Source organism: Thalassolituus alkanivorans (assembly GCF_020447205.1).
Taxonomy (GTDB): domain Bacteria; phylum Pseudomonadota; class Gammaproteobacteria; order Pseudomonadales; family Oceanobacteraceae; genus Venatoribacter; species Venatoribacter alkanivorans.
Window position 1 is genome coordinate 169,271 of sequence record NZ_JAJAEL010000037.1, and the last position, 5,175, is coordinate 174,445.

The 5,175-nt window shown below is 53.2% G+C and carries 4 protein-coding genes; all 4 read left to right on the plus strand.

Translation table 11 applies throughout. From position 1 onward, the window contains the following. The first annotated feature begins 74 nt into the window (after window positions 1-74). A complete protein-coding gene (locus LGT44_RS13725) occupies window positions 75-353 on the plus strand; it encodes a transcriptional regulator (protein ID WP_230331562.1) in 279 nt (92 codons plus the stop codon). Further along, on the plus strand, window positions 350-1,645 hold the full coding sequence (locus LGT44_RS13730; RefSeq protein WP_230331563.1) for a type II toxin-antitoxin system HipA family toxin: 1,296 nt from the start codon (window positions 350-352) through the stop codon (window positions 1,643-1,645). The genes LGT44_RS13725 and LGT44_RS13730 overlap by 4 nt, the downstream gene beginning before the upstream one ends. 116 nt (window positions 1,646-1,761) lie before the next feature. Then, complete coding sequence (locus tag LGT44_RS13735; RefSeq protein WP_230331564.1) at window positions 1,762-3,231, plus strand: MBL fold metallo-hydrolase RNA specificity domain-containing protein; 1,470 nt, start codon at window positions 1,762-1,764, stop codon at window positions 3,229-3,231. Between the two features lie 193 nt (window positions 3,232-3,424). After that, window positions 3,425-5,050: a phosphoglucomutase (alpha-D-glucose-1,6-bisphosphate-dependent) gene (gene pgm, locus LGT44_RS13740; RefSeq protein ID WP_230331565.1), complete on the plus strand. Its 1,626-nt coding sequence runs from the start codon at window positions 3,425-3,427 to the stop codon at window positions 5,048-5,050. Window positions 5,051-5,175 lie beyond the last annotated feature (125 nt).

Genomic DNA, 5,175 nt, shown 5'->3' on the forward strand with positions numbered 1-5,175 from the left:
GAAGTTGGAATTAAAGGGATACAATTATGTCCATTGGTGTATAATTACACTAAGTTTAGATATAGGGGTGTCTTTTGGTCTCGCTACTATCCGCTCACAACGTTCAAACCGCACTGGCCGCGTATGTGCAGCAACGGCGCAAAGCCCTGAAGTGGTCGCGGGCTGAGTTGGCTGCACGCAGCACCGTGCCGGCCCCCACGATTAAAAAATTTGAAACCACCGGCCAGATCTCGTTGCGCCAGCTGTTATTGCTGTGGCAGTGCGTCGATAACCTGCAACGCCTGCATGCTCTTACACAGGAGTCCGCGCAAAAAACCATGCCGCGTAGTCTGGCTGAGGTACTGGCCGAATGAGTATGGAACCGGTCCGGCAGTTAACCGTATGGCGCACGTTCAGCGATGGGCATAAGGTTGCCGTGGGCGGGCTGGCGCAAAACCGGCAGGGCGTGTTTTTCCAATACGATGAAACCTATTTACAGCAGTATCCGGCGTTATCGCCGTTCATCCTGAAAACCGATTCCAGCGTTCAGTTGGCACCTGCTCAACCACACGCTGGTTTGCATGGCGTGTTCGCCGACTCTTTGCCCGATGGTTGGGGCTTATTGCTGATGGATCGGGTGTTTCGTCAGCATGGCATGTTACCTGCGCAGGTAACAGCCATGGATCGGTTAGCCTTTGTTGGTAACAGCGGTACCGGTGCCTTAAGTTATACCCCCGCAACCAGTATTGCCCCGGCAGCAGACCAGCAGCCGGTCGATATCGCCAGTCTCGGCTTGCAGGCTCAGGCGGTATTTGATGGACAAACGACCGACGTGCTGGCCGAACTGGTGGCGGCTGGCAGTTCTGGCGGTGCCCGCCCCAAAGCCCAGCTGTACTTTGCTAAGGGGAGCGAACAGGTCTGCCGTACCCGCCCGCTTGCTGGCGATGAGGCCTGGCTGGTGAAATTCACCTCGGCCAATTTACCCCTGGGCCATGAAGAGGGGCTGTGTGAAGCCGTTTATTTAACGCTGGCCCAGCGTGCGGGGTTACAGGTTCCCAATTGGCGTTTATTACCAGCGCCGCAAGCTTCCGGGGCGCAAGCATGGCTTGCCGTGGAGCGGTTTGATCGGGTATGGCGGCCAGACGATGTACCGGGCAGCTTGCATCTGCACAGTGCCTGCGGTTTGCTGGATGCCGATTTCCGTGCTCCCAGCCTGGATTATCAGGATCTCATTAAAGCCAGCAGCCAGCTGTGCCGTAGTGTACAAGCTGCACAGCTGCAGTTTTTGCGCGCTGTATTTAATCTGTTCGCTCTGAACCAGGATGACCACAGCAAAAACTGGGCGTTTCTGCAGATGGATAACGGCGACTGGCAGCCGGCTCCGTTCTACGATATTACCTTCAGCCCTGGCCGGTTTGGTGAGCACAGCACCGCTTATGCCGGTTTTGGTAAAAAACCGCCGTTAAAAGCTCTGCAACGTCTGGCGGCCGAGGCTGGCTACGCCGACTGGCAACAAGCCCACCAACAAATCAGCGGTGTTTTGGAGTCGCTGGCAGACTTTTCTGATGTTGCTAAGGTGTTGGGCGTTAGCCCGGAAACTACCCGGTTAATACAGCTGCAGCTGAATCAGCAGTATCAATATTTGCGTGCTGGGCTGGAAGTTTGAAGTCTGAAGCCTGAAGCCGAAAGTCGTCCGGCTTATCCGACAATTGCCTGATAGGTTTGGGCTCAGGGGAGTGTCAGCATACTGATGTGGTTATTGCAGCATTTAAAAGGATTTTTATGTTTGAAATACTTCATCATGGCGCGGTTAATGGTGTAACCGGTTCCTGTCATCAGCTGAAACTGGCGAACGGGCTGTCGCTGTTGGTTGATTGCGGTTTGTTTCAGGGCGCGGAGTCCATTGACCGGGAAAGCGGTAACGAAGATTTTAACCGCAAGCAAATCGATTTTCCGCTGGCAGGTATTCAGGCTTTAGTGGTTACCCATTGCCATATTGATCATGTTGGGCGTATCCCTTATTTATTGGCGGCGGGATTTAACGGCCCGGTGTATGCCAGTGAGGCAACGGCACAGTTACTGCCTCTGGTAATTGAAGATGCTATTAAAGTAGGCGTCAGTCGTGATGAGCGGTTAATCCGTTCGGTGTTGCAGAAGTTGCAGTCGCTGTTGGTGCCGGTGCCTTATAAGCAGTGGTTTGATATTGCGGGTATCGACGGTTTAAAAGCAAAGTTTCATTGTGCAGGGCATATTCTGGGTTCTGCCTATGTGGAGTTTGATCTGGCTGCCGCCTCTCTGACAGCGGACGCCTCTCCGACAGAAAAACATGCTCGGAAAAAGTCCCATAAAATCGTATTTTCCGGTGATTTGGGGGCGCCGTATTCACCGTTATTACCTGCGCCAAAAGCCCCGTATCGCGCCGATACCCTGGTTATTGAAAGCACCTATGGTGACAGGGTGCATGAATCGCGCCGCCAGCGCCGCGCACAGTTGCAGCAGGTTATTGAAAAGTGTCTGAAGAATGGCGGGACGGTATTAATTCCGGCATTTTCGATTGGCCGTACGCAGGAGTTGTTGTACGAGCTTGAGGAGATTATTCACCGGGTTGGTGCGGCTCATACCCACAACAGTGGGTCTGACAATGTGTGGGAGCAACTGGATATTATTGTCGATTCGCCGCTGGCTGCTGAATTTACCGCCAGTTATCGCGCATTAAAGCATCTGTGGGATGCTGAGGCGCGCAATAAGGTAAGGGCAGGGCGGCATCCGCTGGATTTTGAGCAGTTGCTTACTGTTAACCGCCATGCTGATCATCTGAATACCGTTGCTTATCTTAAAAAGACCGGCCGTGCGGCTGTTGTAATTGCCGCCAGTGGAATGTGCAGCGGTGGCCGTATTCAGAATTATTTAAAAGCCCTGCTGCCGGATGAGCGTACCGATGTGATATTTGTTGGTTATCAGGCGCGTGGTACAGCGGGGCGTGATATTCAGCAATATGGCCCGCGTTTCCGCGAGGGTAAATCACCTGGTTACGTGGTGCTGGATGGTCAGCGGGTAGATATTAAAGCGGGTGTGTATACGCTTGGTGGATACAGTGCCCATGCCGATCAGCGCGACCTGCTTAATTTTGTCAAACGTATGCGCCATAAGCCGCAGCATATCCGTATTGTGCATGGTGATGATGAGGCGAAGCGTGAGCTGCGGCGGCTCTACCGGGAGATGTTACCGGATACCGGTGTGGTGATTGGGTAGGAGCGCCCATGGCCGCGAATCGGGTTTTTTAAAGTCGCTATACAGCGTTGATGTTTATCGGCCCGCCGTTGGCGGGCATCGCGGCCATGGGCCGCTCCTGCATAAAACGATGTGTCGCGGCAGACATTCCGCTCTTATGGGTTCATCGCAAAAGACATGTCACTCCCGGAGCTCCGTGTTACAGGAGCCACTCATGCTATTATGGGGCCATTATCAGAACACCAAAAATGAGGATGCGTGTGTGATTCAGAATTTACCGGATGCTTTTTATGCGATTAAACCAGACGCCTCTGTCGCGGCACAGCGTGTTGCTTTTGGCACATCCGGGCACCGTGGCTCTGCATTAAAAAGTACCTTTAACGAGTGGCATATTCTGAGTATTGCTCAGGCTGTGGCCGATTACCGCGCTCAGGCCAATATTAGTGGGCCACTGTTTCTCGGTCAGGATACCCATGCTTTGTCACAGCCTGCCTGGGAAACCGCTTTGCAGGTGCTGGCTGCTAACAATATTGATGTGCGTATTGCCGCGGGTGGAGAGGTTACGGCAACGCCGCTGGTCAGCCGTGCCATTCTCAGTTTTAACGCGTCTGAGCCGGCAGGGCAGGCCGACGGTCTGATTATTACGCCTTCGCATAATCCGCCGGAAGACGGTGGTATTAAGTACAACACCCCGGATGGCGGCCCTGCCGATAGTGACGTTACCGGCTGGATTGAACAGCGTGCTAACGAATATCTGCATAATGGCTGCACGGATGTGAAGCGCCTGGATATCAGTACGGCCAGCACGCAGGCGCAGGAATACGACTTTGTTGCTGAGTATATTGCCCAGCTGGGTCAGGTTGTTGATTTGCAGGCTATCCGTAACAGCGGGCTGAAGCTGGGTGCTGATCCTATGGGCGGTACTGCGCTGCCGGTGTGGCAGGCGCTGGGCGCTGAAGCGGGTATGAATATCAGCGTGGTTAATCAGCAGGTCGATCCGGCATTTGCTTTTATGCCGCCGGATCACGATGGCCGTATCCGTATGGATTGTTCCAGTACCGCTGCGATGGCGAATTTGCTTAAGGTCAGAGATCAATTTGATATTGCCTTTGGTAACGACCCCGATGCCGATCGCCATGGTATTGTCGATTCTGCAGGCTTAATGAATCCCAATCATTTCCTGTGTGTGTGTGTTGATTATTTATTAACCCATCGCCCACATTGGTCAGCCACTCTGAAAGTGGGTAAGACCCTGGTTACCAGCTCCATGATGGACCGCGTGGTACAGGCGAATAACCGTGAATTGTACGAGGTGCCGGTCGGGTTTAAATGGTTTGTACCAGGGCTGTTTAATGCTGAGCTGGCATTCGGTGGAGAAGAGAGCGCCGGAGCAAGCTTTTTAACCTTTGATGGCAAGCCCTGGTCTACCGATAAAGATGGTATTTTACTCTGTCTGCTCGCCGCTGAAATTATGGCTGTAACGGGTTTGAAACCATCGGAGTATTACGCAAAACTGGTGCAGCAACATGGTAATCCTGTTTATCGTCGCATCGATGCGCCAGCAACCCCGGCACAGAAAGCGGCTTTTAAACAGCTGACAGCTGACCGCATTCAGGCTTCACAGCTTGCCGGTTCTGACATTACCGCGGTACATACCCGTGCGCCAGGTAACGGGGCAGCTATTGGCGGAATTAAGGTGTGTACAGAGCAGGGCTGGTTTGCGGCACGTCCGAGCGGGACGGAAGATATTTATAAAATTTATGCAGAAAGTTTTGTCGGTGAGGAGCACTTAGGACAGTTGATTAATGAGGCGCAGAGTTTGCTGAGCGCGGTGCTCTGACAGGAGCTTCGCTGTTTTAAAATCACCTGGCTCCCACGCTCTGCGTGGTAGCCCTTGCTGACACAGTTGCGTTCCCACGCGGAGCGTAGGAACGAGAAAAAGCAAAATGCTCGCAACAGAGCGGG

What these genes read in the sequence shown, in the direction of transcription:
- LGT44_RS13730 (WP_230331563.1), top strand. Translation starts at nt 350, where the DNA reads ATGAGTATGGAACCGGTCCGGCAGTTAACCGTATGGCGCACGTTCAGC.
- LGT44_RS13735 (WP_230331564.1), top strand. Translation starts at nt 1,762, where the DNA reads ATGTTTGAAATACTTCATCATGGCGCGGTTAATGGTGTAACCGGTTCC.
- pgm (WP_230331565.1), top strand. Translation starts at nt 3,425, where the DNA reads ATGCTATTATGGGGCCATTATCAGAACACCAAAAATGAGGATGCGTGT.